At 71.1% G+C, this 25662-nt stretch carries 22 protein-coding genes; 17 read left to right on the plus strand and 5 right to left on the minus strand.

Annotation, left to right across the window (positions count from 1 at the left end):
- Positions 1–17 precede the first annotated feature (17 nt).
- The 3 genes from bcp to aroA are packed head-to-tail and all read right to left on the minus strand — an operon-like array spanning position 18 to position 2887.
- Entirely contained in the window at positions 18–491 is a 474-nt protein-coding gene (gene bcp, locus KZC56_RS11750) for a thioredoxin-dependent thiol peroxidase (RefSeq protein WP_136032915.1), read from the minus strand.
- 9 nt (positions 492–500) lie between these two features.
- On the minus strand, positions 501–1568 hold the full coding sequence (gene rsgA / locus KZC56_RS11755; protein ID WP_136032917.1) for a ribosome small subunit-dependent GTPase A: 1068 nt from the start codon (positions 1566–1568) through the stop codon (positions 501–503).
- A 2-nt stretch (positions 1569–1570) separates the two neighbouring features.
- Positions 1571–2887 carry a 3-phosphoshikimate 1-carboxyvinyltransferase gene (gene aroA / locus KZC56_RS11760; protein WP_247638614.1) on the minus strand — a complete coding sequence of 439 codons (1317 nt, stop codon included), beginning with the start codon at positions 2885–2887 and terminating at the stop codon, positions 1571–1573.
- Positions 2888–2958: 71 nt separating this feature from the next.
- Between aroA and KZC56_RS11765 the strand changes: the two genes are divergently transcribed.
- The 11 genes from KZC56_RS11765 (at position 2959) to KZC56_RS11815 (ending at position 14187) form a co-directional block, all read left to right on the plus strand.
- The gene (locus KZC56_RS11765) at positions 2959–3621 is read left to right on the plus strand and encodes a sigma-70 family RNA polymerase sigma factor (RefSeq protein ID WP_136032921.1); all 663 of its coding nucleotides are present in this window, start codon (positions 2959–2961) and stop codon (positions 3619–3621) included.
- Positions 3618–3863, plus strand: coding sequence for a zf-HC2 domain-containing protein (locus KZC56_RS11770; protein ID WP_136032923.1), 246 nt, complete (start codon positions 3618–3620; stop codon positions 3861–3863). Before KZC56_RS11765 ends, KZC56_RS11770 begins: the two co-directional genes overlap by 4 nt.
- Before the next feature lie 42 nt (positions 3864–3905).
- On the plus strand, positions 3906–5207 hold the full coding sequence (locus tag KZC56_RS11775) for a GNAT family N-acetyltransferase (protein WP_247638615.1): 1302 nt from the start codon (positions 3906–3908) through the stop codon (positions 5205–5207).
- 122 nt (positions 5208–5329) lie between these two features.
- Positions 5330–6994, plus strand: coding sequence for an ABC transporter substrate-binding protein (locus KZC56_RS11780; RefSeq protein WP_136035800.1), 1665 nt, complete (start codon positions 5330–5332; stop codon positions 6992–6994).
- A gap of 41 nt (positions 6995–7035) precedes the next feature.
- Positions 7036–8040, plus strand: a complete 1005-nt coding sequence (locus KZC56_RS11785; RefSeq protein WP_136032929.1) for an ABC transporter permease — start codon at positions 7036–7038, stop codon at positions 8038–8040.
- Positions 8033–9025 (plus strand): ABC transporter permease, encoded by a 993-nt coding sequence (locus KZC56_RS11790; protein ID WP_136032931.1) that lies wholly within the window; start codon positions 8033–8035, stop codon positions 9023–9025. The genes KZC56_RS11785 and KZC56_RS11790 overlap by 8 nt, the downstream gene beginning before the upstream one ends.
- Positions 9022–9873 (plus strand): ABC transporter ATP-binding protein, encoded by an 852-nt coding sequence (locus KZC56_RS11795; protein ID WP_206251459.1) that lies wholly within the window; start codon positions 9022–9024, stop codon positions 9871–9873. Before KZC56_RS11790 ends, KZC56_RS11795 begins: the two co-directional genes overlap by 4 nt.
- Positions 9870–10724: an ABC transporter ATP-binding protein gene (locus KZC56_RS11800; protein WP_206251458.1), complete on the plus strand. Its 855-nt coding sequence runs from the start codon at positions 9870–9872 to the stop codon at positions 10722–10724. The genes KZC56_RS11795 and KZC56_RS11800 overlap by 4 nt, the downstream gene beginning before the upstream one ends.
- 27 nt (positions 10725–10751) lie before the next feature.
- Positions 10752–11882: an ROK family transcriptional regulator gene (locus KZC56_RS11805; RefSeq protein WP_206251457.1), complete on the plus strand. Its 1131-nt coding sequence runs from the start codon at positions 10752–10754 to the stop codon at positions 11880–11882.
- A gap of 35 nt (positions 11883–11917) precedes the next feature.
- A complete protein-coding gene (locus KZC56_RS11810; protein ID WP_206251456.1) occupies positions 11918–13174 on the plus strand; it encodes a family 4 glycosyl hydrolase in 1257 nt (418 codons plus the stop codon).
- Positions 13171–14187 (plus strand): N-acetylglucosamine kinase, encoded by a 1017-nt coding sequence (locus KZC56_RS11815; RefSeq protein ID WP_206251455.1) that lies wholly within the window; start codon positions 13171–13173, stop codon positions 14185–14187. The genes KZC56_RS11810 and KZC56_RS11815 overlap by 4 nt, the downstream gene beginning before the upstream one ends.
- A gap of 69 nt (positions 14188–14256) precedes the next feature.
- On the opposite strand, the gene KZC56_RS11820 is transcribed toward KZC56_RS11815, so the two are convergent.
- Positions 14257–17949 carry a multifunctional oxoglutarate decarboxylase/oxoglutarate dehydrogenase thiamine pyrophosphate-binding subunit/dihydrolipoyllysine-residue succinyltransferase subunit gene (locus tag KZC56_RS11820; RefSeq protein WP_206251454.1) on the minus strand — a complete coding sequence of 1231 codons (3693 nt, stop codon included), beginning with the start codon at positions 17947–17949 and terminating at the stop codon, positions 14257–14259.
- A 162-nt stretch (positions 17950–18111) separates the two neighbouring features.
- On the opposite strand from KZC56_RS11820, the gene guaB1 reads away from it, so the two are divergent.
- The 3 genes from guaB1 (at position 18112) to KZC56_RS11835 (ending at position 22055) form a co-directional block, all read left to right on the plus strand.
- Complete coding sequence (guaB1, locus tag KZC56_RS11825; protein ID WP_247638616.1) at positions 18112–19566, plus strand: GMP reductase; 1455 nt, start codon at positions 18112–18114, stop codon at positions 19564–19566.
- A gap of 111 nt (positions 19567–19677) precedes the next feature.
- Positions 19678–20997: a hemolysin family protein gene (locus KZC56_RS11830; RefSeq protein WP_136030868.1), complete on the plus strand. Its 1320-nt coding sequence runs from the start codon at positions 19678–19680 to the stop codon at positions 20995–20997.
- Positions 20994–22055 (plus strand): hemolysin family protein, encoded by a 1062-nt coding sequence (locus tag KZC56_RS11835; protein ID WP_136035230.1) that lies wholly within the window; start codon positions 20994–20996, stop codon positions 22053–22055. The genes KZC56_RS11830 and KZC56_RS11835 overlap by 4 nt, the downstream gene beginning before the upstream one ends.
- A gap of 69 nt (positions 22056–22124) precedes the next feature.
- Here KZC56_RS11835 and KZC56_RS11840 read toward each other — a convergent pair whose 3' ends face one another.
- On the minus strand, positions 22125–23192 hold the full coding sequence (locus tag KZC56_RS11840; RefSeq protein ID WP_206251452.1) for an NADH:flavin oxidoreductase/NADH oxidase: 1068 nt from the start codon (positions 23190–23192) through the stop codon (positions 22125–22127).
- A gap of 55 nt (positions 23193–23247) precedes the next feature.
- On the opposite strand from KZC56_RS11840, the gene KZC56_RS11845 reads away from it, so the two are divergent.
- From KZC56_RS11845 to KZC56_RS11855, 3 genes are read left to right on the plus strand one after another with little or no spacing between them, the layout of a single operon-like run.
- Positions 23248–24081 carry an ADP-dependent NAD(P)H-hydrate dehydratase gene (locus KZC56_RS11845; RefSeq protein WP_247638617.1) on the plus strand — a complete coding sequence of 278 codons (834 nt, stop codon included), beginning with the start codon at positions 23248–23250 and terminating at the stop codon, positions 24079–24081.
- Positions 24078–25316: a hypothetical protein gene (locus tag KZC56_RS11850; protein WP_247638618.1), complete on the plus strand. Its 1239-nt coding sequence runs from the start codon at positions 24078–24080 to the stop codon at positions 25314–25316. The genes KZC56_RS11845 and KZC56_RS11850 overlap by 4 nt, the downstream gene beginning before the upstream one ends.
- Positions 25317–25320: 4 nt before the next feature.
- Positions 25321–25656 (plus strand): thiamine-binding protein, encoded by a 336-nt coding sequence (locus KZC56_RS11855; RefSeq protein WP_136036879.1) that lies wholly within the window; start codon positions 25321–25323, stop codon positions 25654–25656.
- Positions 25657–25662: the final 6 nt, after the last annotated feature.

The raw sequence follows: 25662 nt of genomic DNA on the forward strand, positions 1-25662 counted from the left end.
GCCCCACGGCGCCACGCTCACGCGTCGATGCCGAGCTGCTTGCGCAGTCGCGCCACGTGGCCCGTGGCCTTCACGTTGTACTGCGCGAGCGTGATCACGCCCTCCTCGTCGAGCACGAAGGTCGAACGGATCACGCCCTCGACCACCTTGCCGTAGTTCATCTTCTCGCCCCAGGCGCCGTACGCCTCGTGGACCGCGTGGTCGGGGTCGCTGAGCAGCGGGAACGTGAGAGCGTCGCGTTCGCGGAAGGTGGTCAGGGTGGCGGGGTCGTCGCGAGAGACCCCGACGACCTGGTAGCCGGCACCCTGCAGCGACGAGATGCTGTCGCGGAAGTCGCAGGCCTCGGTCGTGCACCCGGGGGTCATCGCAGCGGGGTAGAAGTAGAGCACGGTCTTGCGGCCGCGCAGGTCGGCCAGGGAGACGGGGTTCCCGTCCTGGTCGAGGAGGGAGAAGTCAGGGGCGGCAGTACCGGGTTCCAGGCGCTCAGTCACCCGTCCACTTTATCGGCCGGGAGTCTGCTCCGCCTTGTCGGCGAACGTCTGCAGGAGGCGCTGCAGCGAGTCGAGGCGCGCGCGGCCCGTCTCGCTCAGCTCTCCGCGCTCCGCGGCCTCGATGAGGGCGCAGTCCGGCGCATCGGGCAGGTGGGTGCAGCCTCGGGGGCAGTTCTCCGCGATCACGGCGAGTTCCGTGAACGCCGCCAGGATGTTGGCGGGATCGACGTGTCCGAGGCCGAACGAGCGCACGCCGGGAGTGTCGATGACCCAGCCCGTGCCGTCCGGACCCTCGTAGCGCAGCGACACGGTCGACGAGGAGGTGTGGCGCCCACGGCCGGTGACCTGGTTGACGTGGCCGGTCGCGCGGCCGGCGGACGGGACCAGCGCGTTGACGAGCGTCGACTTCCCGACGCCGGAGTGACCGACGAAGACGGTCGAGTGGCCGACCAGCGCCTCGCCGATCTCCGCGACGGGCATCTCGTCGCGTGCGCTGGTGAAGACGCGCAGGTCGAGGCCGTCGAAGTGGGCGAGGAACTCCGCGGGGTCGGCGAGGTCGGTCTTCGTCACGACCAGCAGCGGGCGGATGCCCGCGTCGAGCGCCGCGACGAGGTAGCGGTCGACCAGGCGGGCCCTCGGCTCCGGGTCGGCGGCGGCGACGACCACGAGCATCTGGTCGGCGTTGGCCACGATCACGCGCTCGACCTGGTCGGTGTCGTCGGCGCTGCGGCGCAGCAGGGACGTGCGGTCGAGGATGCCCACGATCCGCCCGAGCGTGCCCTCGGCGCCCGAGGTGTCGCCCACGACGCGAGCCTGATCGCCGGTCACGATCGGCGTGCGCCGCAGTTCGCGAGCGCGCGCGGCCGTGATCGTGTGCTCCTCGGCCGTGCCCTCGTCGAGGAGGACGGAATAGCGTCCACGATCGACGCCGAGCACGCGGCCGATCTGGGCGTCCTCGTGCGCTGGTCGGCGCTTGGTGCGCGGACGGTTCGCCTTCGGGTTCGGACGCGTGCGGATCGCGCTCTCGTCGTACTCCTCGAAGTCGTCGTCGAGGTCGGTGTCGTCGAGCCAGCTCACCGTCAGCCTCGCAGCATCCGCTCCCAGAGCATCGTGAACTCCGGGAGGGTCTTCGCGGTCGTGCCGATGTCATCGATCTCGACGCCGGGCACCCGCAGTCCGATGAGGGCCCCCGTCGTCGCCATACGGTGATCGTGGTGCGCGGGCCATTTACCCCCGCGCAGGGGGGAGGGCACGATCCGCAGGCCGTCGGGAAGCTCCTCGGCGGTGCCGCCCAGCGCGCGCAGGTTCCCCACGAGCGCCGCGATGCGGTCGGTCTCGTGCAGGCGGATGTGCCCGATGCCGCGGATCGTGGTCGGGGACTCTGCGAATGCCGCGAGACCGACCAGCGTGGGCGTGAGCTCGCTCGCCGCGGAGAGGTCGATGTCGAGGCCGCGGATGCTCGTGCCCGCGCGCACCGTGAGGGTGCCACCGTGGCGGGACACGTGGGCGCCGGCGCTCTGCAGGATCTCCGGCAGGAGCGCGCCGGGCTGCGTCGAGTGCGCCGGCCAGCCGGTGATCGACACCGCTCCGCCGGTGACGAGCGCGGCGGCGAGGAACGGCGCGGCGTTCGACAGATCCGGCTCGATCGCGATCTCCTTCGCACGCGGCACGCCGGCCTCGACCAGCCACTCGCCGACGGCCGGTCGCTCGATGCGGATGCCGCGGCGGCTCAGCGCCTCGATCGTCATGTCGATGTGGGGCAGGCTCGGCAGCCGCTCGCCCGTGTGCACGAGGTGCAGGCCGACATCGAAGCGCGGGGCGGCGAGCAGCAGGCCCGACACGAACTGGCTGGAGGCGGAGGCGTCGATCTCGACCCGGCCGCCGCGGATCCGGCCGTGCCCGCGGATGGTGAACGGCAGCGCCCAGGTGCCCTCGTCGTCGATGTCGACCCCGAGGTCGCGCAGGGCGCTGATCAGGCCGCCCATCGGACGATGCAGCGCGGTCTCGTGGGCCGTGAGGTGCACGTCGTTCTCGGCGAGACCCGCGAGCGGGGAGATGAAACGCATGACCGTGCCCGCCTGACCGCAGTCGATGGTGACACCGCCGTGCAGCTTCGCCGGGGTGACGACGAGATCGGGACCGAACTCGTGACCGCCGTCGACCTCCTCCACGCCGACGCCGAGGGCGCGCAGGGCCTCGATCATGCGCTGGGAGTCGTCGCTGTGGAGCGGGGCGATCAGACGCCCCGGACCGTCGGCGATCGCCGCGATGATGAGCTCACGGTTCGTCAGAGACTTCGATCCGGGGATCGTGAGCTCGGCGCGCACCGGCGCGTCGGTGGTGGGCGCGGGATAGGCGCCCTGCACACGGGAGGGGGAATACCTTTTGGCGCTCATCGGTTCTCACCTTAGTAAACAGGACGCCGTCATCGTGAGAAGCGGCGCACCCGAGGCAGGAAGGGATGGGCATGCCCGCGACGTTGGAGCGCGAGGTGATCGACCTCCGCGGCCTAGACTGGCCGGTGATGGATGACACCGCAACCGCAGACACCGTCGGCGACCCTCGACGCGAGTTCGAGGAGCAGGCGCTCCCCTTCATGGACCAGCTGTACGCGGCGGCCATGCGCATGACCAGGAACCCGGCGGACGCCGCCGACCTGGTGCAGGAGACCTTCGTGAAGGCGTACGGGTCGTGGTCGACCTTCTCCCAGGGCACGAACCTCAAGGCCTGGCTGTACCGCATCCTGACGAACACGTACATCAACATCTACCGCAAGCGTCAGCGCGAGCCGTTCCAGGGCACCATCGACGAGCTCGAGGACTGGCAGCTCGGCGGTGCCGAGTCGACCACCGCCTCGCACAGTCGCTCCGCCGAAGCCGAGGCGATCGACCGCATGCCGGCCTCGGTCGTGAAGGATGCGCTGCAGGCCGTCCCGGAGGACTTCCGGCTGGCGGTGTATCTGGCGGATGTCGAGGGCTTCGCGTATCAGGAGATCGCCGACATCATGAAGACCCCCATCGGCACCGTGATGAGCCGTCTGCACCGTGGCAGGCGGATGCTGCGGGAGCTGCTGGCCGACTATGCCGCCGAGCGAGGCATCGCCGCGGCTGAACCGAGGAGCACGAAATGAGCGACTGCGGCTGCGACAAGGCCCGTCAGGATCTGGAGGAGTACCTCCGCAACGAGGTGTGCAAGACCGAGCACGCCGAGATCCGCGAGCATCTCGAGAACTGCCCGTCCTGCCGGGACGAGGCGCTCGTGGCCACCACCCTCACCGAGGTCGTGGCGCGCGCCTGCAAGGAGACCGCTCCCGAGGAGCTGCGCGACCAGGTGTTCGCGCGCCTGCGCGAGGTGCAGGCCGCGCAGCACTGACTGGCCCGCTCGCGCGTCGGCGGCGGCCAATAGGCTGGTCGCATGGCCCTCATCGATGCACGCGGGATCCCCGCCGATCAGACCTCCGTCGACCGTCTGGCAGGGGAGGGGCTCGACTACCGGGTGCTCGACCTGGATGACGCCGCGGCGGTCGAAGCGTTCCAGCGCGCGCTGGCCCGTGGCTTCCTGGGCGCGGAACCCACCGCCGAGACTCTTGCGGACGGGCTGCCCACCGTGCGCGGCCGCCGCAACATCGGGGTCTATGAGCGCGACGTGGCGACCGCGCCGCACCCCGTCGCCACGATCGACTCCTGGGTGACGCCCATGACGGTGCCCGGCGGCGAGATCGGCCTGTGGGCGATCAGCGGGGTCACGGTCTCCGGGACGCACCGGCGCCGCGGTATCGCCCGCGCCCTGCTGGAGGGCGAGCTGCGCGCCGCCGCAGACGCCGGGGTCGCGGTCGCCGGGCTCACGGCATCGGAGGCGACGATCTACGGCCGCTACGGATTCGGGTCTGCCGTGCCGGTCGCGCGGTTCACGGTCGATACGCGGCGCGCGGGCTGGGACGGCCCCGCACCGCAGGGGCGCATCGAGTACCTGGATCGTGAGCAGCTCGCGCAGGAGCTCGGCGTGGTGCACGAGCGCTCGCGCGGTGCGCGGTCGGGACAGGTGCCGGGGTGGCGTGCGCGCTGGACGGGCCTCGCCGGTCTGCAGTCGTCGGACACCGACCGTGACCGCGTGCGGGGCGTGCGACACGTCGACGCCGACGGCGTGGTCCGCGGCGTGATGGCGTACGCGGTCAGCGAGAAGGGCGAGTCGTTCCGGTTCGCCCTGCACGTGCGACTGCTGGTCGCCGAGACTCCGGAGTCGATCGCGATGCTGTGGCGGTTCGCGCTGCAGCACGACCTGGTGGACGAGGTGACCGCCGACCTGCGCCCGCTCGATGATGCGCTGCCGTGGCTGGTCGCCGACCCGCGCGGCGTCACCCAGATCGTGCACGACCACGGCTGGCTGCGCATCCTCGATGTGCCTGCCGCCCTCACGGGGCGCCGGTACTCGTCTCCGCTCGACGTCGTGATCCGGGTGGACGACCCGCTGGGCTTCTCCGAGGGGGAGTGGCGCATGCGGGTGGACGGCGCGGGGCGTGCCGAGGTCGAGTCGGCCTCGGGCGAGGAGGCGGACGTCACGCTCTCGGTGTCGGCGCTGTCGTCGTTGTACGCGGGCAGCGTGCGCGCGGCCTCGCTGGCGGGTGCCGGCCGCATCAGCGGCTCCCCGGAGGCCGTGGGGGCGCTCGACCGGGCCCTGGCCGCATTCCCCGCCCCGTCGCTCGACATCTGGTACTGACCTCGAATCGAATAACTAGAAACCTCTTTACTGGAAAGAGCCTTTACTATAACCTCGCCTCAGAGCGGATGCCTGTCCGCTCTGCTCGACTTCCGCAACGAAGCTCTTGAGACGAGGTTTCCATGCACGTCAACCGCTGGAGGAAGACCCTTCCTCTCGTCGCCGGTGCCGCCGCCCTCGCGCTGGCACTGGCCGGCTGCACGCCCGGTGGCAGCGCATCCGGCACAGATCGCCCGCTGCGCATGTGGTCAGGGTCGATGACGCCGATCACCAACAACTTCAACCCGTTCGCGGTGGACACCGCGACACACATGACGTTCGGCGCGATCTACGAGCCGCTGTTCTTCTTCAACCAGCTGTCCGCCGACCCGCCGGTCGGGATGCTCGGCGACACGTACGAGTTCAGTGACGACGGCACCGTCCTCACCATCACGATCAAGCCCGACCTGAAGTGGAGCGACGGCGAGGACCTCACCGCCGAGGATGTCGCGTTCAGCCTGGGCTACGGATCGAACCTCGACCCCGACATGGTGTCCGCCGAGGCCACGGACGACACCACGGTCGTCGTGACGTACTCCTCCGCGAAGTTCACCGCGACCCCGCTCATCCTCGGCTCGACCTGGATCATCCCGAAGCACATCTGGTCGGACATCGACGACTACATGACCGAGACGAACCCCGAGCCGGTCGGGTCCGGCCCCTACATGCTCAAGTCGTTCACCGACGCCGCCTACACGCTCGAGGCGAACCCGCTCTTCCGCGACGGCCCGCCCGAGATCACCGAGGTGCAGGACATCGGCATCGACTCCAACCAGTCCTCTGAGGATCTGCTCAAGACCGGCAAGCTCGACTGGGTCGGCCAGTTCATCGCCAACCCGGACGGTGTGACCTCCAACGGCCGCATCAGCACGATGAATCAGCAGCAGGACCCGACCGTGATCGTCACCTGCGCCGACGCGTCGATGGGCTGCGCGGGTGCCCAGACCGACCCGGCCGTGCGCCAGGCGCTCAACCTCGCGATCGACCGAGCGGCCATCAGCAGCAAGGCGTTCGCCGGGCTGTCCGGCGAGGCGTCGCCCAGCTTCGCCCTGCTGCCGCGCGACGAGAAGTGGCTGAGCGATCCGTCCCTGGCGGTCAGCCCCCAGGAGCCCGACGCGGCGACCGCCGAGGGCATCCTGGAAGGCGCCGGCTACACCAAGGGCTCCGACGGCTTCTACGGCAAGGACGGCACCGCGATCGAGCTCGACCTGTTCTCGCCCGACGGCTGGACCGACTACAACGACGCCGCCAAGCTCATCAGCGCACAGGCCGCGGAGGCCGGCATCCGCGTGAACGCGCGCACGGTGTCGGAGGCCGAGTACTGGACGCCGATCTCGACCGGCGACTTCCAGCTCGCCCTCTACGGCATCACGCAGTCGCTGGTCGCCGACCCGTACTCCAACTACGACCAGTACTTCACCACGGCCGCCAGCGCCAAGGTCGGCGAGGAGCCCACCAAGGGACAGAACTACGCCCGCTACACCAACCCCGTCGTCGACGCCGCGGTGAAGCAGGCCGGCGCGACGCAGGACGAGGCGATCAAGAAGGAGGCGTACGCCGCGGTGCAGGCCGAGATCGCGCGTGACCTGCCCTACATCCCGGTCGTGCTGAACGCCTCGCAGTCGTTCTTCAACACGGCCGACTTCACGGGCTGGCCGACTGAGGACGACATGTACGCGGCACCACTGCCGTACCTGTCGACGGCCTCCGCGGTCATCCTCACGCACCTGCGCCCGGCGAAGAAGTAAGGCACAGCACCCATGGCTCGATCCGACGAGAGGAGAGGCTCGTGAAGTTCTGGATGCGCCGCATCGCGTTCTACATCATCACGCTCTGGGCCGCGATCTCCCTCAACTTCCTGCTGCCGCGGCTGCTGCCCGGCGACCCCGCCGCAATCATGCTGGGCAAGCTCCGGCGCGCGAACGGTGGACGACCGCTGTCCGAGGAGACGATCGCGGCGATCACCTCCATCCTCGGCGCGGAGAAGGGATCGACGCTGTGGGATCAATACCTCGCCTACTGGGGTCGGCTGCTGCACGGTGATCTCGGGGTCTCGTCGACCCGATACCCGGCCCCGGTAGGCGAGCTCATCGCCGCGGCTCTGCCGTGGACGGTGACGCTCGTCGGAGCAGCCACCATCATCTCGTTCGTGCTCGGGATCCTCGCGGGCGCCTGGGTCGGATGGCTCCGCGGGACCTGGGTCGACCAGCTGGTGCCGGTGACCACGTTCCTGCAGTCCATCCCGTACTTCTGGCTCGCGCTGGTGCTCGTCGCGGTGTTCTCGGTGCAACTGGGGTTGTTGCCGATCATCGGCGGCTACGACGTGTTCGAGTTCCCGGCGGGTCCGGAGTGGACACCCGCGTTCTTCGCGAGTGCGTTCGTGCACGCCCTGTTGCCGGCGGCCACGATCGTGATCTCCTCGGTCGGCGGCTGGCTGCTCGGGATGCGGAACATGATGGTGCAGACGATGTCGGAGGACTACGTGCTCACGGCGGAGGCGAAGGGGCTGCGGCCCTCCCGGATCCGCCGGGCCTATGCGGCCCGCAACGCGTCGATCCCGAGCCTCGCCGGCTTCGGCATCGCGCTGGGCTTCGTCGTTGCAGGCTCGATCGTGACGGAGCAGGTGTTCAGCTACCCCGGACTCGGCAAGCTCATGATCCAGTCCGTCCAGGGACTCGACTACGCCCTGATGCAGGGGGTGTTCCTCGTCATCACGCTGACCGTGCTGGCGGCCAACTTCCTGATCGACCTCCTGTACGGCTTCATCGACCCGAGGGTGCGCCGCGATGGCTGATCTGATCGTCTCCCCGTCCGAGTCCACGCACGCCGTGGCCGTCGCCCGGTCGGCGCGCCTGCGCCGCGGACTCCCGCGCCTGTCGGGCAAGCTCCTCGTCGGGATGATCGTGCTCGCCGCGATCGTGCTGTTCGGGCTGATCGGCCCGCTCCTGCTCGGCGATCCGCGTGACGCGAGCTTCGAGCCGCTGCTGCCGCCGAGCCCCGAGCACCCGTTCGGCACCACCAAGCTGGGCTTCGACGTGCTCGCGCAGGTCGCGACCGGCACGCAGGGCTCGCTCTTCGTCGGTGCGGTCGCGGGCGTCGTGGCGCTGTTCCTCGCGTTGGTGTTCGGCGTGCTCGCCGGCTATTTCGGCGGAGCGCTCGACGAGACCCTGATGCTCGCGACCAACATCATGCTCGTGATCCCCGGGCTCCCGCTCGTCATGGTGATCGCCGCCTACGTGCAGCACACGGAGGGCCTGGGCGACCTGGCCCGCAGCTCTCTGCTGGTGGCGCTGGTGCTCGGGATCACCGGCTGGGCGGGGTCGGCGGTGGTGCTCCGCGGGACGGCGCGGTCGCTGCGCACGAGGGACTACGTCGCCGCGGCGGTCGTCGCGGGCGAGCGACCGCTGCGGGTGATCTTCGTCGAGATCCTCCCGAACCTGGTGCCGCTGCTCGCCGCGCAGCTGATCTTCGGGGTGATCTTCGCGGTGCTCGGCGAAGCGGGGCTGTCGTACCTCGGCCTCGGACCGACCGGGTCGATCACCCTGGGCACGGTGCTCAACGACGCCCAGACCGGTCAGGCGGTGGGAAGCGGCGCCTGGTGGTGGTTCGTGCCGCCCGGCCTGATCATCGCGCTGATAGGCACGGCCCTGTCGCTGATCAACTTCGCGATCGACGAGATCGTGAACCCGAAGCTGCGCCTCGCGCCGGTGGCCGCGCGCCGCCAGCGCCGAGCACGTCGCGCCGGTCGTGGCGTCGGCGGGGAAGGAGCGGTCGCATGAGCGACGCGGTGCTGTCGGCGAGGAACGTGTCGATCGAGTACGAGGTGGATCCGCCGGTCAAGGCTGTCCGCGACGTGTCGTTGACGCTGAACCGTGGCGAGATCCTGGGGTTGGCGGGGGAGTCGGGGTGTGGGAAGACGACGCTCGCGTATGGCATGAACCGGTTGTTGAAGGCTCCGGCGTTGATGACCCAGGGCGAGATCGTGTTCCATGACCGGGATGGTCACGACATCGATGTGGTGGGCCTGGATGGGGAGGGGTTGCGGGCGTTCCGGTGGGACAAGATCTCGATGGTGTTCCAGGGGGCGATGAACTCGCTCAACCCGGTGATCAGTGTGCGGGCGCAGATCTTCGACATCTTCGACACGCACCGTCCGGGGATGAGCAAGAGGGCCAAGCAGGAGCGGGCGGAGGAGTTGCTGACGCTGGTGGGGGTGGATCCGAACCGGTTGACGAGTTTCCCGCATGAGCTGTCGGGCGGGATGCGGCAGCGGATGATGATCGCGATGGCGTTGGCGCTCGATCCGCAGGTGATGATCATGGATGAGCCGACCACGGCGTTGGATGTGGTGGTGCAGCGGGGCATCATCCGGGAGATCATGCGGTTGCGGGAGAGGTTGGGGTTCGCGGTGATCTTCATCACGCATGACCTGCCGATGCTGATCGAGATCAGCGACCGGATCGCGGTGATGCTGCAGGGGCGGATCGTGGAGCAGGGCACGGCGGAGGAGATCTACCGGACCCCGCAGCACGAGTACACGAAACGGCTGCTGTCGAGTTTCCCGTCGTTGACCGGGGAGCGGGGCGATTTCGTCCGCACGGGTATGAGCCAGGAGGTGGGGCGATGAGCGCGAACGATGCGGGCCGGGCCGGGACGCTGGAGGCGCGGAATCTGGTGAAGGACTTCACCCTGCGCTCCGGATTCCGCACGAGTGTGTTGCATGCGGTGAAGGACGTGTCGTTCACGATCGAGGCCGGGAAGACGGTCGCGCTGGTGGGGGAGTCGGGGTCGGGGAAGTCGACCATCGCGCGGATGCTGATGAAGCTGGAGACGCCCACCTCCGGGTCCATCCTCCTCGACGGTGTCGAGTCCGGCACCCGGGGTCGGGGGTTGGAGGCGTACCGGTCGGATGTGCAGATGGTGTTCCAGGACCCGTTCGCGTCGTTGAACCCGTTCCACACGATCGTGCATCACCTGGAGCGTCCGATCCGCCTGCACCACCCGAAGCTGTCCGGGACGGCGGTACGGGCGCGGGCGATCGAGCTGCTCGAACGGGTCCGGCTGACCCCGGGGGAGAGCTTCGCCGAGCGCCGCCCGCACGAGCTGTCCGGCGGGCAGCGGCAGCGCGTCGCGATCGCCCGGGCGCTGGCCCCAGGGGCACGGTTCATCGTCGCCGACGAGCCGGTGAGCATGTTGGACGTGTCGATCCGGCTCGGGGTCCTGAACCTGCTGGCCGAGCTGCAGCGGGAAGAGAACCTGGGCGTGCTGTACATCACCCACGACCTCGCCACAGCCCGCCACTTCTCCGATGAGATCATGGTGCTCTACAAGGGCGACGTCGTCGAACGCGGACCCGCCGACCAGGTCATCCTCCACCCGCAGCACGAGTACACCAAGACCCTCCTCGGCGCCGCCCCCGAACCCGAGAACCTCGGCCGCCTTCGCGACCACGTCCGCGCTGAACTCGGCATCGCCTGAGTCGGTCGCGGGGAAGGAACACACACCATGGCACAGATCGACCCAGGCACCTCGGCATGGCTGCGCACCAGGAACGATCGCGAAGCGCTGCGACTCATCCTCGAGCACGGCCCGCTGACCCGCACGCGACTCGGCGAGCTGTCCGGGATGTCGAAGCCGACCGCCACGCAGATGATCGCGCGACTCGAGCGCGCCGACCTCGTGCTGCCGGTGGGGGAGGTCGCGGGCAGTCGCGGCCCGAGCGCGGTGAGCTGGGGCGTGCGGACCGACCGGGTGGCGGGGGTCGCGGTGAGCATGCTCGACGGCAGCATCCAGGCGACGCTCGTCGACGCCACCGGCCAGGAGCATCCGGTGGTCGACCTTCCGGTGATCGGCGAGGAACGCTCGCCCGAGCAGGACATCGCGCGCGCCGTCGATGCCGCATGCGCCGCCGCCGGAGCCGACCGCGACACGATCGAGGCCGTGACGATCGGCGTGCAGGCCGCGGTGGGTCAGGGGCAGGACACCCTGTCGCTCACGGACTCGCTGCCGGGGTGGCCCGCGACGGGCGCCAGAGCCCGGATCGAGGCCGCGCTCGGTGTCGCGGTGACGCTGGAGAACGACGTCAACCTCGCCACGATGGCCGAGCGTGCGGTCGGCGTGGCCCAGGACGTCGACAGCTTCGCGTTCCTCTGGGCGGGTGTGGGCCTCGGTGTCGGCGTCGACCTGGGCGGCACCATCCACCGCGGCGCGCACGGCAGTGCCGGGGAGATCGGCTACCTGACCGTGGCCGCCGGCACCGGTCAGCCCGGAGCCGTGACCACGGATCTGCTCGGCTCGCAGGTGATCCTCGACCTCCTGCCCCCCGACGACGACGGCCTCGCCGCACTCGCGCTGCACGAGGAGGTGCTGCGGATGGTCGCCGACCGCATCGCGCTGACCATCGAGCCCGTGCTGGTCGTGCTCGACCCCGCCCTGATCGTGCTCGGCGGGCCGACCAACCTCGCGGGAGGACAGCGGCTCGCCGAGCTCGTGGCCGAGCGTGCCGCGGGAGAGGAACGGCCGACCCCGGAGGTGCGCCTGAGCGGAACGGGCGACAGCGCCGTGCTCCTCGGTGCCCGCCGGCTCCTGGTCGAGCAGATCCGCACGATCCTCGAAGACCGCATCCCCACCGACTGACGCCCACCGGGCACCCGCCCGAACAAGGAGGACAGATGAAACTCGCCATCGTCGGCGGAGGATCGACCTATACGCCGGAGCTGATCGACGGGTTCGTCCGGCTGCAGCGTGAACTGCCGATCGAGGAGCTCGTGCTCGTCGACACGGATCCCGACCGCCTGAGGCTCGTGGGCGGCATCTCCCGCCGCATGATGGCGCGGGGAGGGCATCCCGCGCGACTGCTCACGACCACCGACCTCGCGGCGGGTGTGAGCGACGCCGACGCCGTGCTCATCCAGCTCCGCGTGGGCGGCCAGGACGCCCGCGAGCAGGACGAGAGCTGGCCGCACGACGTCGACTGCATCGGGCAGGAGACCACGGGCCCCGGCGGACTCGCGAAGGCGCTGCGCACGGTCCCGGTGGTGCTGCGCATCGCCGACGTCGTGCGTCGCCACGCCAAGCCCGAGGCGTGGATCGTGGACTTCACCAACCCGGTCGGCATCGTCACCCGCGCCCTGCTGGAGGACGGGCACCGCGCCGTCGGACTGTGCAACGTGGCGATCGGCTTCCAGCGGCGTTTCGCCGAGGAGGCCGGAGTCGCGCCCGACCGCGTCGCCCTCGCCCACGTGGGGCTCAACCACCTCACCTGGGAGCGCGGCGTGTACATCGACGGCGTCGACCAGCTCCCCGCGGCCCTCGCGACGCGGGGGCGAGAACTGGCCGACACGGTCGAGCTCCCGCCCGCCCTGCTCGCGCAGCTCGGCGTGCTGCCCTCGTACTACCTGCGGTACTACTACGCGCACGACGAGGTGCTGCACGAACAGCGTCACCACGCGACCCGCGCGGTCGAGGTGCGCGCGATCGAGCACGAGCTGCTGGCGCTCTACGCCGACCCCTCCGTCGACACCAAGCCCGAGATCCTCGAGCGGCGCGGCGGGGCGTTCTACTCCGAGGCGGCCATCGAGCTGCTGATCGCGATCCGCGGGGGCGCCGAGGTGCCGCGCGTGGTGAACCTCCGCAACGACGGGGTACTGCCGTTCCTCCCCGACGACCACGTGATCGAGGTGCCCGCCCGGTATCGCGACGGTCGCTTCCTCGCCGAGCCCGTGGCGGCACTGCCCGACGACATCCGCGGACTGATCTCCGCGGTCGCAGGCTACGAGCGGCTCGCGCTCGACGCGGCGACCGCCGGCGGGCGTGACCGCGTGCTGCGGGCGATGCGTGCGCACCCGCTCGTCCTGCAGCACGAGCGCGCCGAGAAGCTGACCGATCTGCTGCTCGCCGCCAACGCGCGATACCTGGAGTGGGCGTGACCCGCCGCGACCGGAACCGGCTCGTCCTCGCGGCGGACGGCGGCGGCTCCAAGACCGACGTGGTGCTGCTCAACACCGCGGGAGAGGTGCTCGCGTGGGAGCGCGGGACCGGGTCGAGCCCGCAGATCGACGGACTCGCCCCGTCGGTCCGCGTGATCGACGGGCTCGTGCGGCGCGCCCTCGGCGACCGCGACCCGCGTGACCTCGACGTCGTGGGGCTGTACCTGTCCGGACTAGACCTCGCGGAGGAGATCGCGGCGTTCCGTGCGGCCATCGCGCCGCTGCCCTGGTCGCCGGGCGCGATCGTGGAGAACGACCTGCACGCACTCCTGCGCGCCGGAACCGACGCGCAGGACGCCGTCGCCGTGATCTGCGGCACGGGCATGAACGCCATCGGGGTGCGGGCGGATGGGGCGCAGGTGCGCTTCCCCGCGTTGGGCCCGCTCTCGGGCGACTGGGGCGGGGGCGCCGAACTGGGCGACGCGGTCGTATGGCACGCCGCACGGGCTGAGGACGGCCGGGGACCGCACACCCTGCTGGTCGAGCGGCTTCTCGCCGCGGTCGACGCCTCCTCGGTCGCCGCGCTCATCGAGGACGTGCACCTCGGACGACGGCCGGCTCAGGCCTTCGCGGCTCTCGCACCGCTGCTGTTCGAGGCGGCGGCCGCGGGGGACGAGGTCGCACGGCAGGTGGTGCGGCGTCAGGCGGACGAGGTCGTGGCGTTCGTGCGCGCCTGCGTCGACCGGCTCGGGCTGCGCGCGGTCGAGCTGCCGGTGCTGTTCGGCGGCGGAGTCGCACGAGGCCGAGACCCGCTGCTGCTCGCGAGCATCCACGCGGGGCTTGCGCAGCACGCGCCCTCAGCGCGGCTGGAGATCGTGGACGCGCCGCCTGTGCTGGGGGCGGCGCTCCTCGTGCTCGACGCCGCGGGGGCGGAGGCGACCGCGAAGGTACGCGCCCGCGACCACCTCAGCTCGGATCTTCGGCACGCGGCCGAACCCGTCGTGGCGCGCTGAGACCGCCCTCGCCGCAACGGGAACGGGCGCCGCGACCGAGTGGTCGCGGCGCCCGTTGCGGTCGAACGATCAGCCGAGGGTGACGGCCGAGCGCAGCAGCGTCGCCTGCTCCGCGGCGTGCACCTTCGACGATCCGGTCGCGGGCGAAGCGGACGCCGGGCGCGAGATCGGACGGAACGTGCGGTCGCCGGGGACATCCGCGAATGCGAGCGCGAGGAACGGCCAGGCGCCCTGGTTCTCCGGCTCCTCCTGCACCCACACGAGCTCGGCGTTCGGGTAGGAGTCGGTGATGGCCTTGAGCTCGTCGATCGGCGTCGGGTACAGCTGCTCCAGGCGCACCAGGGCCACCTCGGGGTTCGGGTTCTTCTCCAGCTCGGCGCGCAGATCCCAGTGCACCTTGCCCGAGTGCACGAGCACGCGCTTGACGGCGGAACGGTCGAGACCGCGGTCGTCGTCGATGACCGGCTCGAAACGGCCCTGCGTGAAGGCCTCGACCGGGCTCGTCGCACCGCGCAGGCGCAGCATCGCCTTCGGGGTGAACACGATCAAAGGCTTGCGCGGCCGGGCGTAGGCCTGGCGGCGCAGCAGGTGGAAGTGCGAGGCGGGGGTCGACGGACGCGCGACGATCATGTTCTCCTGAGCGCACAGCTGCAGGAACCGCTCGATGCGGGCGGAGGAGTGATCCGGTCCCTGGCCCTCGTAGCCGTGGGGGAGCAGGAGCGTGACGCTGGACTGCTGACCCCACTTCTGCTCGGCGGCGGAGATGTACTCGTCGATGACCGACTGGGCGCCGTTGACGAAGTCGCCGAACTGCGCCTCCCACAGCACGAGCGCTTCGGGCGCCTCGACCGAGTAGCCGTACTCGAACCCGAGCGCGGCGTACTCGCTGAGCAGCGAGTCGTAGACGAAGAAGCGGCCCTGCGCGTCGGACAGGTTCGACAGCGGCAGCCACTCCTGGCCGTTCGCCCGGTCGTGCAGTGCGGCGTGGCGCTGGACGAACGTGCCGCGGCGCGAGTCCTGTCCGGCGAGCCGCACCGGGGTGCCCTCGACCAGCAGCGACCCGAAGGCGAGGAGCTCGCCGAAGCCCCAGTCGATGTTGCCGTTGCGGCTCATGTCGAGGCGCTTCTCCAGCAGCTGCTGGATCTTCGGGTGCACCGTGAAGCCCTCGGGCTTGTTCACGAACGCGTCACCGATTAGCTGGATGACCTCGGCGGGGACGCCGGTGACCTCGGGCGCGCCCACCTGGTCCTCGACCGGCGGGAGCTCGGGCGCGATCGGCGTGGCACCCGTCTCGGCGGCGTGCGTCTCGGCGAAAGCGATCTCCAGGCGGTTCTGGAAGTCGGCCTTGGCCTCGTCGTACTCCTCCTCGGTGATGTCACCGCGACCGACCAGCGACTCCGTGTACAGGCGGCGCACCGACCGCTTGGCCTGGATGAGGTCGGTCATGAGCGGCTGCGTCATCGACGGGTCGTCGCCCTCGTTGTGACCGCGACGGCGGTAGCAGACCAGGTCGATCACGACGTCGCGGTGGAAGCGCTCGCGGTACTCGAACGCCAGCTGCGCGACGTGGATGACGGCCTCGGGGTCGTCGCCGTTCACGTGGAAGATGGGCGCCTGGATCGTCTTGGCCACGTCGGTCGCGTACACCGAGGTGCGGGCGTCGCTCGGGGTGGTCGTGAAGCCCACCTGGTTGTTGACCACGACGTGGATGGTGCCGCCCGTGCGGTAGCCGCGCAGCTGCGACATCTGCAGGGTCTCCACGACGACGCCCTGACCGGCGAAGGCCGCGTCGCCGTGCACGAGGATGGGCAGCCAGGCGAACGTGCCGATCGGCTTACGGTCCTGCTTGGCGCGGACGATGCCCTCCAGCACGCCGTCGACGGTCTCGAGGTGCGAGGGGTTGGCGGCGAGGTACACCGGGAGCGAGGAGCCGTCGTCGGCGACGAACGTGCCCTCCGTGCCGAGGTGGTACTTCACGTCGCCGGAGCCGCGCTGGTTGCCGGGCATCTGCGTGCCCTCGAACTCCCGGAACACCTGGCCGTAGGTCTTGCCGGCGATGTTGGTCAGCACGTTGAGGCGGCCGCGGTGGGCCATGCCGATCGCCGCGCCCTCGAGGCCCGCGGTCGCCGCGCCCTGGAGGATCTCGTCGAGCAGCGGGATGAGCGACTCGCCGCCCTCCAGCGAGAACCGCTTCTGGCCGACGAACTTCGTCTGCAGGAAGGTCTCGAACGCCTCGGCCTCGTTCAGCTTGCGGAGCACCCGCAGCTGCTCGTCGTGGCCGGGCTTCTGGTACTTGACCTCGACCTTCTCCTGGAACCAGCGGCGCTGCTCCGGGTCCTGGATGTGCATGTACTCGATGCCGAGTGTGCGGCAGTACGAGTCGCGCAGCACGCCGAGGATGTCGCGCAGCTTCGCCACGCGGCGCCCGCCGAAGCCGCCCGTGACGAACTCGCGGTCGAGGTCCCAGAAGGTCAGCCCGTGGCTCTCGATCTCCAGGTCGGGGTGCGAGCGCTGCACGTACTCGAGCGGGTCGATGTCGGCCATCAGGTGGCCGCGCACGCGGAAGGAGTTGATCAGCTCCTGCACGCGGGACTGCTTGTCGACGCGCTCGGCCAGGTCGACCGCGATGTCGGGGTTCCAGCGGATCGGCGCGTACGGGATGCGCAGCGCGGCGAAGATGTCGTCGTAGAACCCGCGCTGCCCGATCAGCAGCTCGTGCACCTTCTTCAGGAACTCGCCGGACCCTGCGCCCTGGATGACACGGTGGTCGTAGGTGCTGGTGAGCGTGATGGTCTTGCCGATCGCGAGCTCGTTGAGCGTCTTCTCGCTCGCGCCCTGGAACTCGGCCGGGTACTCGAGGGCGCCGGCGCCGATGATGCAGCCCTGGCCCTTCATGAGACGCGGCACCGAGTGCACCGTGCCGATGCCGCCCGGGTTGGTGAGCGACACCGTGGTGCCCTGGAAGTCGGTGGCGGTGAGCTTGTTGCCGCGGGCGCGGGTGACCAGGTCCTCGTACGCGGCGAGGTACTCGGTGAAGGTCATGGTGTCGGCGCGCTTGATGCTCGGCACCATGAGGGCGCGCGTGCCGTCGGGCTTGGGCAGGTCGATCGCGATGCCGAGGTTGACGTGCGCGGGGGCGACGACGGAGGGCTTGCCGTCGACCTCGGCGTAGAACACGTTCTGGCTGCGGAACTCGTCGAGCGTGCGGATGAGCGCCCAGCCGATGAGGTGCGTGAAGCTGACCTTGCCGCCGCGCGTGCGGGCCATGTGGTTGTTGATGACGATGCGGTTGTCGATCATCAGCTTGGCGGGGACGGTGCGGACGCTGGTCGCGGTGGGGACGGTGAGCGACTCGTCCATGTTCGCGGCGAGGGTCTTGGGCAGACCGCGCAGCGGCGTGACCTTGTCCTCTTCGGAGGACTCGACCGGCTCCTTCGACTCGGGCTTGGGCTTCGGCGCCTGCGCGGGGATCGGGGCGGCCGCGGCGGGCTTGGCCGTCGTGCGGGCGACGGGCTGCGCACCGATCACGGGGATGGGCGCGGTGACCGGATGCGCGGGTGCGGCTGCGGTGTCAGCCGGAGCGGATCCCGTCGCGCTCGTCCCGGCGGCCGTGGCCTCGGAGTGGTACTGCTCCAGGATGGGCCACCACTCCTTGTCGACCGAGTCGCGGTTCTCCTTGAACTGCTCGTAGAGCTCTTCGACGAGCCAGGAATTGGCTCCGAACCCCCCGTCGCCACCGACGCCGGTCACCTGGTTCGACACGCTCTATCGCCCTCTTTCATCGCTGAAGATCTTCGGTGCGGAGGCACGACGCAGGAATGCGTTCGGGCGCGCACACTCTCGACCACCAAGCCTAACCTGTTTCGCCCGGGTAATCGTCGAAGCCACCCGCCCGCGCCGTCCCGATCTCGGTACCGTGGAGGCATGGAGTTCTCAGGCGCGCAGCCCACCGTCGATCTGACCTATTCGGACGTCTTCCTGGTGCCGCGCCGGTCGGGCGTCACCAGTCGGCTCCAGGTGGATCTGGCCCCGCACGACGGCACCCCGGCGACCCTGCCGCTGGTGGCCGCGAACATGAACTCGGTCACCGGGCCCAGCCTCGCCGCGGTGCTCGCCCGGCGCGGTGCGCTCGGCGTGCTGCCGCAGGACCTCCCGCTGCAGGAGCTCGACGCGGCGATCCGCGATGTGAAGAGCCAGCCCGTGCTGTGGGACACGCCGATCGTGCTGCCCCCGCACGCCACGGTCGCCGAGGCGCTGCGACTGCTGCCGGCCACCAGCGGTCACGGGATCGTGGTCGCCCAGGGGTCCGGCCCGATCGACGTGGAGCGGATCCTCGGCATCCTGCCGGCGACCCGCCTCGCGACCGCCCTCCCCGACGCGCAGCTGGGCGACCTGGTCCACCGCGGCAGCCCGTCGATCGACGCCGACGACATCGGCTCGGAGCGGCACGCGTTCGACGTGATCACCGAGGCGGACGTCGACATGGTCACCGTGGTCCACCACGGGCACCTCGTCGGCACGCTGAGCGCCCGCAGCGCCCTTCGCGCCACGCTGTACCGCCCCGCCGTCGACGCGGACGGACGACTCGCGGTGGCCGCGGCGGTCGGCATCAACGGCGACGTCGCCGCGAAGGCCCGCGCGCTCGCCGGTGCCGGGGTGGACGTGCTGGTGCTCGACACCGCCCACGGCCACCAGGAGGGCATGCTCCGCGCACTGCGCACGGTGGCCGAGCTCGGCCTCGGCCTCCCGATCGTCGCGGGCAACATCGTCACGGCCGACGGCGTGCGCGACCTCGTCGATGCGGGGGCCACGATCCTCAAGGTCGGCGTCGGCCCCGGCGCGATGTGCACGACGCGCATGATGACCGCCGTGGGGCGCCCGCAGTTCTCGGCAGTGCTGGAGACGGCGCAGGCCGCCCGCGAGGCCGGAGCGCACGTGTGGGCGGACGGGGGAGTGCGCTACCCGCGCGACGTCGCTCTCGCACTGGCAGCCGGCGCGGCCTCGGTGATGATCGGCTCGTGGTTCGCCGGCACGATCGAGGCGCCGGGCGAGCTGCAGCGCGACGCGGAGGGCCGCCTGTTCAAGGAGTCGTGGGGGATGGCGTCGACCAAGGCCGTGCAGGCGCGGTTCGAGCGCCTCGACGCATACGAGCGCGCCCGCAAGGAGCTGTTCGCCGAGGGCATCTCCTCCTCGAAGATCTACCTCGACCCGCTGCGGCCGGGTGTGGAGGACCTGCTCGACATGATCACGTCCGGCGTGCGGTCGTCGTTCACGTACGCGGGTGCCGCGACCGTGCCGGAGTTCCACGAGCGCGCGCTGGTCGGCCTGCAGTCCGCGGCCGGCTACGAGGAGGGCAAGGCGCTGCCGGTGAGCTGGTAGCACGGGCGCGGTCATGGCGGCGTTCTGTAGAATCGAGCGCACTATGGACGACCCCCCCAGTTGCCGAACATCGCCCCACCGTCCCGAACTCTCCGCGGAGAGGAATAGCTGATGGATTTCATCATGTTGGGCGTGGGGCTCCTGCTCACGGTCGGCACCGGCCTCTTCGTCGCGAGCGAGTTCGCCCTGGTCAATCTCGACCGGGCCGAACTGGAGGCGCGACAGGCCCGGGGCGAATCCCGGCTCTCGCTCACGATCAGCGCTCTCAAGCACACCTCGACGCACCTGTCGTCCGCGCAGCTCGGCATCACGCTGACCACGCTGCTCACCGGTTACACGATGGAGCCGGCGCTGTCGAACCTCCTGCGCCCGACGCTCGTCGCCTGGAGCATCCCCGAGGCCGCGGTCGCCCCGATCGCGACCGTCGTGGCGATGTTCGTGGCCACGGTGCTGTCGATGATCCTGGGTGAGCTGGTCCCGAAGAACTTCGCGCTCGCGCTGCCCCTGGCGACCGCGAAGCTCGTGATCCCGTTCCAGACCGCGTTCACGGCCGTGTTCAAGCCCGCGATCGTGGTGCTCAACGGCAGCGCGAACGGCGTGCTGCGCGGCATGGGCATCGAGCCCAAGGAGGAGCTGTCCGGCGCCAGGAGCGCGGAGGAGCTGTCGTCTCTGGTACGCCGCTCCGCGAGCGCCGGGCTGCTGGAGGCCGACACGGCGACGCTGCTCGACCGCACCCTGACGTTCTCACGCCTCACGGCCGCCGACGTGATGACGGCCCGTCCGAGCATGCACGCGATCGCCGCGGGCGACTCGGTCGACGACGTGATCCAGCTCGCGCGCCGCACGGGCCACAGCCGCTTCCCGGTGTTCGACGAGGACCTCGACGACATCACCGGCGTCGTGCACCTGAAGGCCGCGATCGCCGTGCCGCGGGAGCGGCGGGCCGAGGTGCCCGTCGGCGCCCTGGCGACCGAGCCGCTGCGCGTGCCGGAGACCGCCCACGTCGACGCGCTGATCTCCGACCTCCGCGGCCGCGGCTACCAGCTGGCCGTCGTGGTCGACGAGTACGGCGGCACGGCGGGCATCGTGACCCTGGAGGACCTGGTGGAGGAGCTCGTGGGCGAGGTGTCCGACGAGCACGACCGCACGCGGGCCGGCATCATCCGCAACCGCGACGGCATCACGTTCCCCGGCGAGCTGCGCCCCGATGAGCTGCGCAGCCGTGCGGGCGTCGACGTGCCGGAGGGCGACGTGTACGACACCGTGGGCGGCTACGTCATGAGCGTGCTGGAGCGCGTGCCGGTCGTCGGCGACGAGGTGCCGCTGGAGAGCGGCACGCTGCACGTCGTCCGGATGGACGGCCGCCGGGTGGACCGGGTGCGCTACGTGCCCAGACCGGACTCCCTCGAGGCCGAGGAGGTGTCGCGATGAGCGATTGGGTCGGCCTCGCCTGGCTGGTCGTGCTGCTGGCGGCGAACGCGTTCTTCGTCGGCGCGGAGTTCGCGGTGATCTCCGCGCGGCGCTCGCAGATCGAGCCGCGCGCCGAGCGCGGGTCCCGGGCCGCGAAGACGGCGCTGTACGCGATGGAGCACGCCACGCTCATGCTCGCGACCTCGCAGCTGGGCATCACGATCTGCTCCCTGCTGATCCTGAACGTGTCGGAGCCGGCGATCCACCACCTGCTCGCGGTGCCGATGCACGCGCTGGGCTGGGCCGACGGCGCGGTCGACGTGGTCTCGTTCGTGATCGCGCTGCTCGTCGTCTCGTTCCTGCACGTGGTGTTCGGCGAGATGGTGCCGAAGAACCTGGCGTTCTCGGTGCCCGACCGCGCGGTGCTGATCCTCGCGTCGCCGCTGGTGTGGATCTCGAAGGTGTTCATGCCGGTGATCTGGTTGCTCAACGCGGCAGCCAACGGCGTGCTGCGGCTGTTCCGCGTCGAGCCGAAGAACGAGGCGGCCTCGACCTTCACGCTCGACGAGGTGGCCACGATCGTGAGCCAGTCCCGTCGCGAGGGCGTGCTGATGGACACCGCGGGCACCGTGACCGCCGCCGTCGAGTTCACCGACAAGAAGGCGCGCGACGTGGCGGTGCCGCTGGGCGACCTCGTGACGCTGCCGCAGACCACGACGCCGGACGACATCGAGAAGGCCGTGGCCCGCTACGGGTTCTCGCGCTACGTGATCGTCGACGACGAGGACACCCCGATCGGGTACGTGCACCTGAAGGACATCCTGCGCGCCTCGGAGGGGCCGGACGCGGACACGAAGGTGCACGAGCCGATCCCGGGCAAGCGGATCCACCACATGGTCCCCGTGCAGGAGGACACCGACCTGGAGGACGCGCTCGCCGTGATGCGACGCGCCGGCCGTCATCTGGCGAAGGTGCGCGACTCGGCGGGCGAGACGACGGCGGTGCTGTTCCTGGAGGACATCCTGGAGGAGCTCGTCGGTGAGGTGCAGGACGCGACGCGGCGCGTGCGCGGGCACTGACACCACAGCCGTCCAGCGCGAAGGCCGCCGTTCCCGATGGGGCGGCGGCCTTCGTCGTCGAGAGGCGGTTCAGCGCCAGCGGGCGCGCTCGTACTGCGGCGGCCACGCGACCTCGGCACCGAGCTCGTGCGCCGCACGCAGCGCGAAGTGCGGGTCGCGCAGCCACTCCCGACCGGCGAAGATCGCATCCGCCGCGCCGTCGGCCAGCACCTGCTCGGCCTGTGCGGCGGCGGTGATGAGGCCGACCGCCGACACCGGGATGCGGCCGCCCTGGCGCACGGTCTCCGCGAGCGGCACCTGGTAGCCGGGCGACACGGCGATGCGCTGGTGCGCGACGAGCCCGCCGCTGGACACATCGATCAGGTCGGCGCCGTGCTCGGTCGCCCACGCCCCGACCACTGCGGCCTCGTCGGGCGTGAACCCGCCCTCGGCGTGGTCGGTCGCCGAGATCCGCACGAACACCGGGACGTCGTCGCCGGCGGTCGCGCGCACGGCGTCGAGCACCCGCAGCAGCAGCCGGGCACGGTTGTGGAGCGAGCCGCCGTACTCGTCGTCGCGGTGGTTCGACAGCGGTGACAGGAACTGGTGCAGCAGGTAGCCGTGCGCGCCGTGCAGCTCCAGCACGTCGAAGCCGGCGTCGAGCGCGCGCCGCGCCGACGTGGCGAACGCCTCGACCACGCGGTCGATGCCCGCCGCGTCGAGGGCGACCGGATCCGCGAACCCGTCGAAGGCCACGGCGGACGGAGCCACGGTGGTCCAGCCGCCCTCGGTCGCGGGCACGGAGCCGCGCTCGGGCGCCCACGGCCACCATGTCGACGCCTTGCGACCCGCGTGCGCGAGCTGGATGCCGGCGAGCGAGCCCCGGTCGTGGATCGCCCGGACGACGGGGGCGAGGGCGTCGCGCTGCTCGTCGGTCCACAGCCCGAGGTCGCGCGGCGAGATGCGACCCTCCGGCACCACGGCGGTGGCCTCGGCGACGATCAGCCCGGCGCCGCCCGAGGCGAACTGCGCCAGGTGGGCGTGGTGCCACTCCTGCGCGACGCCGTCGAGGGCGCTGTACATGCACATCGGGGAGACCCACAGGCGGTTGCGGAACGTGGTCGAGCGGATGGTCAACGGGGAGAAGAGGAGGCTCACGGTTCGACGCTACCGGGGCTCGGGAGGCGGCGGGGCCGCCCGCTAACGTGGAGGCATGAGCGAAGCGCGCGAGTGGTCACGCGTCGACACGGCCCGGTTCGTCCGCGCCGCGACGCGCGACGACGACAAGTACTCGCGCGGCGTGGTGGCCCTGCGCACCGGTTCGCCCGCGTACCCCGGGGCCGCGGTGCTCGGTGTCGAGGCCGCATGGCGCGCCGGCGCGGGCTTCGTGCGGTATGCGGGAGAGCAGCGCGTGATCGACGCCGTGCTCGCCCGCCGCCCGGAGACCGTGGGCGGGCCCGACACCGGGCGCACCCGGGTCGGAGCGTGGGTCATCGGCTCCGGCACCGACCCCGAGGAGCGGACGGACGCCGAGGCGCGGGCGCTGCGCGAGATCGTGTCGGGCACGGCCCCGGTCGTGATCGACGCCGGCGCACTCGACCTGGCGTCCGGCGCGACCGCGCCGTTCGTGGTGACCCCGCACGCGGGGGAGTTCGCCCGGCTTCGGGAGCGCCTCGGTCTGGTCGACGCGGATCAGGACACGGCGGCCGAGGTACGACGGATGGCCGCGGAGCTGCACGGCGTCGTGCTGCGCAAGGGGGCCCGCACGCTGATCGCGGGACCCGACGGCCCGGTGATCGCCGTGGACGCGGGCACCGGGTGGCTCGCGACCGCGGGCACGGGCGATGTGCTGGCCGGCGTGCTCGGGGCCGTGATCGCGGCCAACCCCGGTGCTCCGCTCGCCGAGGTGGCCGCGGCCGGCACCTGGCTGCACGGGCACGCCGCGCGCATCGCCGCGGGGGTGGGTGGGGGCGGCACGGGCCACCCGATCGTCGCGCTGGACGTGGCGGAGGCGCTGCCCCTCGCGATCGCGGACGTCCTGTCGTGACCCGGCGCGTGCCCGCCCGGACGATCGCGCTGTGGGCCGCGTTCCTCCTGGTGCATCTGCTCACCGCGCTCGCGGGGTGGATCTACCCGAGCCAGCCGATGGGCGACGTCGTGCTGGTGTACGAGCCCTGGTCGTCGGCGGCGCTCGGCGGCGGCCCGGTCGTGGGCGTCACCGAACCGTGGGTGTACCCCCAGCTCGCGCTGCTGCCGATGCTGCTCACCGGGCTCCTGGCCACCCCGCTCGTGCCCCTGCTCGGCGTCTCGTCCGCGTACCTCGTGGCCTGGGCGGTGCTGGTGGGCGTGCTCGACGCTGTCGCGTTCGCCGTGCTGGTCGGGCGTCGTCCGGGCCGGGCGCGCACGGCCGCGGCGTGGTTCTGGTGCGCCGCGCTCCTGCTGCTCGGACCCATCGCGCTGTACCGGATCGACGCGGTCACCGTGCCGATCGCGGTCGTCGCCGGCCTGTGGCTGCTGTCGCGGCCCGCGCTCGCCGCTGCCCTCCTGACGGTCGGCGCGTGGATCAAGATCTGGCCGGGCGCGCTGCTGCTCGCGGCGGTGGTGGCCGGGCGCCGGCGGTGGCGGCAGCTCGTGGCGGCGCTGGTGGTCACGGCCGTCGTGCTCGGGGTGCTCGTGCTGCTCGGTCCCCGGTCGGAGATCCTCGGGTTCCTCACCGCGCAGACCGGTCGCGGCCTGCAGATCGAGGCGGTCGCGGCGACGCCGTTCCTGTGGCTCGCGGTGGCCGGTGCCGCCCGCATCGAGTACAGCTTCGACATCCTCACGTTCCAGATCACCGCGCCGGGCGTCGATGCGGTCGCCGCGGTCCTCACGCCGCTGATGGCCGTGGCGGTCGTCGCGGTCACCGCCCTCGGGGCGGTCAAGGCCACGCGCGGTGCGGTGTTCGGCCGGTTGTTCCCGCCGCTCGCGCTCGCGCTCGTGACGGTGCTGATCGTCGGCAACAAGGTGGGGTCGCCGCAGTTCCAGACCTGGCTTCTCGCGCCCGTGATCCTCTGGATCGTGTGGGACAGGGCGCGCGCGACGGTGCCCGCCGTGCTGGTGCTGGCGCTGTGCCTGGTCACCTGCCTGATCTACCCGCTCACCTACGACGCGCTGCTGCGGGCCGAGCCCGTGCCCGTGCTGCTGCTCACGCTGCGCAACGTGCTGCTCATCGTCCTGACCGTCGTGAGCTTGCGCGCCGTCCTGCGTGTTCCCGCCGTCCGTCCCCCTCGAATCAAGGAGTGAACCCATGCTGATCGCCTTCTCCGTCGCCCCCAGCGGCACACCGGCCGACGGTGCCGTCGACCGCTCCGACGCCTCCGTCCACGACGCGGTGGCCGCCGCCGTGCGCGTGGTGCGGGCCTCCGGACTCCCGCACCGCACGACGAGCATGTTCACCGAGATCGAGGGCCCCGACTGGGACAGCGTGATGGACGTGGTCAAGCGTGCGACCGAGGCGGTCATGCCGTTCGGCTCCCGCGTGTCCCTCGTGCTCAAGGCCGACATCCGTCCGGGGTACTCGGGCGAGCTCGACGCGAAGGTCGAGCGCCTGGAGGCGGCGATCGACGAGGCCGACGCCCGCTAAGCTGAA

This window comes from Microbacterium sufflavum (assembly GCF_023091155.1).
In the GTDB taxonomy this organism is placed as follows: domain Bacteria; phylum Actinomycetota; class Actinomycetes; order Actinomycetales; family Microbacteriaceae; genus Microbacterium; species Microbacterium sufflavum.

Bases quoted from the DNA above. Each gene is read 5' to 3' on its own strand.
- KZC56_RS11830 (WP_136030868.1), top strand. From the start codon at position 19,678: ATGGATTTCATCATGTTGGGCGTGGGGCTCCTGCTCACGGTCGGCACC.
- guaB1 (WP_247638616.1), top strand. From the start codon at position 18,112: ATGGAGTTCTCAGGCGCGCAGCCCACCGTCGATCTGACCTATTCGGAC.
- KZC56_RS11810 (WP_206251456.1), top strand. From the start codon at position 11,918: ATGAAACTCGCCATCGTCGGCGGAGGATCGACCTATACGCCGGAGCTG.
- KZC56_RS11765 (WP_136032921.1), top strand. From the start codon at position 2,959: ATGCCCGCGACGTTGGAGCGCGAGGTGATCGACCTCCGCGGCCTAGAC.
- KZC56_RS11805 (WP_206251457.1), top strand. From the start codon at position 10,752: ATGGCACAGATCGACCCAGGCACCTCGGCATGGCTGCGCACCAGGAAC.
- KZC56_RS11790 (WP_136032931.1), top strand. From the start codon at position 8,033: ATGGCTGATCTGATCGTCTCCCCGTCCGAGTCCACGCACGCCGTGGCC.
- KZC56_RS11780 (WP_136035800.1), top strand. From the start codon at position 5,330: ATGCACGTCAACCGCTGGAGGAAGACCCTTCCTCTCGTCGCCGGTGCC.
- KZC56_RS11770 (WP_136032923.1), top strand. From the start codon at position 3,618: ATGAGCGACTGCGGCTGCGACAAGGCCCGTCAGGATCTGGAGGAGTAC.
- KZC56_RS11800 (WP_206251458.1), top strand. From the start codon at position 9,870: ATGAGCGCGAACGATGCGGGCCGGGCCGGGACGCTGGAGGCGCGGAAT.
- KZC56_RS11835 (WP_136035230.1), top strand. From the start codon at position 20,994: ATGAGCGATTGGGTCGGCCTCGCCTGGCTGGTCGTGCTGCTGGCGGCG.
- KZC56_RS11775 (WP_247638615.1), top strand. From the start codon at position 3,906: ATGGCCCTCATCGATGCACGCGGGATCCCCGCCGATCAGACCTCCGTC.
- KZC56_RS11855 (WP_136036879.1), top strand. From the start codon at position 25,321: ATGCTGATCGCCTTCTCCGTCGCCCCCAGCGGCACACCGGCCGACGGT.
- aroA (WP_247638614.1), bottom strand. From the start codon at position 2,887: ATGAGCGCCAAAAGGTATTCCCCCTCCCGTGTGCAGGGCGCCTATCCC.
- KZC56_RS11845 (WP_247638617.1), top strand. From the start codon at position 23,248: ATGAGCGAAGCGCGCGAGTGGTCACGCGTCGACACGGCCCGGTTCGTC.
- KZC56_RS11795 (WP_206251459.1), top strand. From the start codon at position 9,022: ATGAGCGACGCGGTGCTGTCGGCGAGGAACGTGTCGATCGAGTACGAG.